The sequence below is a fragment of the Hydrogenivirga sp. genome (genome assembly GCF_056450045.1).
This window is the reverse complement of record NZ_JBWONM010000017.1, coordinates 1-3,370: the sequence shown is the minus strand read 5'-3', so window position 1 is coordinate 3,370 and position 3,370 is coordinate 1. Positions and strand designations below refer to the sequence as shown.

Genomic DNA, 3,370 nt, shown 5'->3' with positions numbered 1-3,370 from the left:
AGAACTTTCGCAAGATTCTCTCAGTGAGAAGGGAAAACCTGAGGAGAATAATAGACGAGATAATAGAGGTTCAGGGTCAGTTTCTCAGAGGTGAGGGGAACCTCAAGGCTCTGATGGTCAAGGATGTGGCTGCAAAGCTCGGTATAAGCGAGTCCACGGTTAGCAGGCTGATAAACTCCAAGTATGTTAAGACGCCTCAGGGAACCTACCCCCTCAGGTTCTTCTTCGTTAGGGAGACGGCGGGAGGCATATCACAGGAAGAGCTCATGAGGGAGATAAAGGAGCTCGTAAGCAGCGAGGACAAGAGGAAGCCCCTGAGCGACGATGAGATAGCAAAGCTTCTCCGCGGTAAAGGATACAAGGTAGCGAGGCGGACGGTAGCCAAGTACAGGGAAGCCCTCGGGATACCCTCCTCACGGGAAAGGAGGGAAAGATGAGACTAACACCCGAGGCATATAGAGAAGTGGGTAAGTACTTTTTAAGTGTATCTTTGGCTTTTTTGGTATTCTCACTTATCCAGCTGGTTGTATTCTTTATACTCGGGGTTTACCTTCTTAACAAAGGAGGAAGTTATGAAACCTGAGATGGGTGTTCTTATACTGACCATACTACTGTTGGCGATGGGTGTATCCATTGTTGTCTTCACCAAACCGGCAAGGAAAAAGGAAGCTACCAAATGATGGAGCGTCCTTTAAGATGAAGCTAAGGGAAGTTCAGGGTCTTATAGAGAGAGAAAGACTTGATGCCTTCATGTTTTCATCTCAGGCGAATGTTTTCTACCTTTCGGGTTTCCGCTCAACCCACGCTTACGCGATAGTCACTCCGAGCTCAAAGTATCTTCTGACCGACGGCAGGTATTACGAGAGGGCAAAGGAGGAGCTGAAGGGCTGGGAGGTTGTTCTCATAGAGGGCAGGGCTATAAGGTTCCTCAAGAAATTCTTGAGGGAGAAGGGGCTAAGGAAGGTCGGCTATGAGAGCGACAGGGTTAGCTGTGATTTCAGGAAGGCTCTCAGAAGCACGAAGATAAGGTGGGTTGCTTACTCCAACTTCTTGAGGGATATAAGGGCACTGAAGACAAAGGAAGAGATAGAGAGGATGAGGGAAGGGGTCAGGATAAGCGACAGGATATACAGGGAGCTCCTCAGCTACGTGAGTCCGGGTATGAGCGAGCTTGAGGTGAGGGGTTTCATAGTGGGAAAGATATTTGAGTCTGGGGGAGAAGGGGAAAGCTTTCCGGCTATAGTTGCCAGCGGTCCGGGGAGTGCTGTGCCTCACTGGGAGACCTCCCGCAGGAGGATAGGCAGTAACTCTCCCCTGCTGATTGACATGGGTCTTGTCTGGAAAGGCTACTGTACCGACTTCACCAGAACATTCCATATAGGAACTCCCGACAGGGAGTTTATTAAGGTATACAACATCGTCAAAGAGGCACATCTGCTCGCTCTGGAAAAAGCTAAGGTCGGGAACAGACTCGGGGAGGTTGATAGGACTGCAAGGGACTACATAAGTAAGAAGGGCTACGGAAAGTACTTCACCCATTCCACAGGACACGGTATAGGGGTTGAGATACATGAATACCCGAGGGTTTACTATAAAGGGGAGGACGCCGAAAGGGTCATAGAGGAGGGGATGGTCTTTACGATAGAACCGGGGATATACCTTCCCGGAAGATTCGGGGTCAGGCTTGAGAACATAATAGCCGTGACCGGCGGTGTGGGTGAGCCCCTCTCAGAAATAGACCTTGAGCTGGTCAAGGTTTAATCTCCATCATAGAAAGAGCTCTGTCTTTTACCTATCCTTTCCTCCATGGGGAAAAAGATAGTCAGCCCGATAAACAGGAGAGAAGACAGGCTCCCTCCGGGACAGCACTGGATAAACTACCCCATAGTCTACGACATAGTTGACCGCCTCCCTTCCTTTGACATGGAGAGGTACAGGTTCAAGGTTTGGGGTGAGGTTGAAAATCCCCTTGAGCTCACCTACGACGAGGTTCTGAGCCTGCCTTCCGTTGAGCTTGTGGCAGATTTTCACTGCGTTACGAGGTGGAGTGTGAAGGAAGTTCAGTGGGAAGGGGTCCCAACCTCCGAGATAGCGAAGCTCGCAAAGCCTAAGGAGGAGGCTAAGTACGTATTTGTCTACTGCCTTGAAGGCTACACCACAAACCTGCCCCTTGAGTACTTTTTGAAGGAAGACTCAATCCTCGCCTACAAGATGTTCGGTGAAACCATACCTAAGGAACACGGCTATCCCCTCAGGCTCGTTGTTCCCCAGCTCTACGCTTGGAAGAGTGCCAAGTACGTCTGGGGTATTGAGTTCAGGAAGGAGGACAGACCTGGCTACTGGGAGGAGAGGGGCTATCACATGCTCGGGGACCCCTGGAGAGAACAGAGGTACTGGGGGGATTGATATAATCTCCCCATGCTCATAACCTTTGAAGGGATAGACGGAAGCGGGAAGACAACCCAGTCAAGGAGGCTCTATAGCTTTCTGAGGGAAAGGGGGATTGAGGCTTACCTTTACAGGGAACCCGGGGGAACGCCCGTAGGGGAGAGCATAAGGGAGATAGTTATAAACCAGGATGTCTACGAGAGAACAGAACTCCTCCTCTTTGAGGCGGCAAGGGCGGAACTCGTTCAAAGGGAGCTCAAGCCAAAGCTTGAAAGGGATGCAGTCCTTATCCTTGACAGGTACACAGACTCAACCTTAGCCTATCAGTCCTACGGGAGGGGTATTGACAGAGACCTCGTCCTTGAGCTGAACAGGTTTGCCTCTCAGGGACTAAAGCCCGATATAACCTTCCTCCTTGACCTTGAACCTACGGAAGCCCTTCGGAGGGTTAAAAACAGCAGTCGCTTTGACGAGCTTGAGTTTCTCAGGCGCGTTAGGGAGGGTTTTTTGAGGATAGCCGAGGAAGAACCTCATAGGGTCGTTGTCCTTAGGTCCTCCGAGGGTGAGGAGGAGGTCTTCTCCCAGATATTGGGCAAACTGAAGGAAAGGTTTCCTGACAGATTTGATTTTTAGAAAGGCTCGCCCGGGCGGGCGAGCAAAAACTCTTGGGGAGGGAGGGGGAGGGAGTTTATCACTCCCAGCCTCTTTCCAACTAGCTGAGTATAAATATACCACCTTTATAACAGACTGTCAAGTGGTTTTATAAAACGTTGATAGTAGAGGTTTTCTTTCCCATGTGTTATTATTAACATTCAAGGGGGAGACAGATGCTCGGTTTCATCCTTCCCCTGATACTTGCAGGGGGAGTAGCTTTTGGAGGTTCTGATATGAAGTTAGAGAGCAAAGCTTTCAGGGAGGGAGAGAGCATTCCCAAGAAGTACACCTGCGACGGGATAGACGTCTCTCCCCCTCTCAGCTGGTC

4 protein-coding genes are annotated in these 3,370 nt (G+C 50.2%); all 4 read left to right on the top strand.

What is annotated here, in order from left to right; genetic code table 11:
- The coding region (locus tag AC1HCM_RS00570; protein WP_479459829.1) for an RNA polymerase factor sigma-54 at nucleotides 1-437 on the top strand (437 nt) is incomplete at its 5' end.
- A gap of 259 nt (nucleotides 438-696) precedes the next feature.
- A complete protein-coding gene (locus AC1HCM_RS00565; RefSeq protein ID WP_479459828.1) occupies nucleotides 697-1,761 on the top strand; it encodes a M24 family metallopeptidase in 1,065 nt (354 codons plus the stop codon).
- A gap of 45 nt (nucleotides 1,762-1,806) precedes the next feature.
- Nucleotides 1,807-2,406, top strand: coding sequence for a sulfite oxidase-like oxidoreductase (locus tag AC1HCM_RS00560; RefSeq protein ID WP_479459827.1), 600 nt, complete (start codon nucleotides 1,807-1,809; stop codon nucleotides 2,404-2,406).
- Between the two features lie 12 nt (nucleotides 2,407-2,418).
- Entirely contained in the window at nucleotides 2,419-3,021 is a 603-nt protein-coding gene (gene tmk, locus AC1HCM_RS00555; RefSeq protein ID WP_479459826.1) for a dTMP kinase, read from the top strand.
- Nucleotides 3,022-3,370 lie beyond the last annotated feature (349 nt).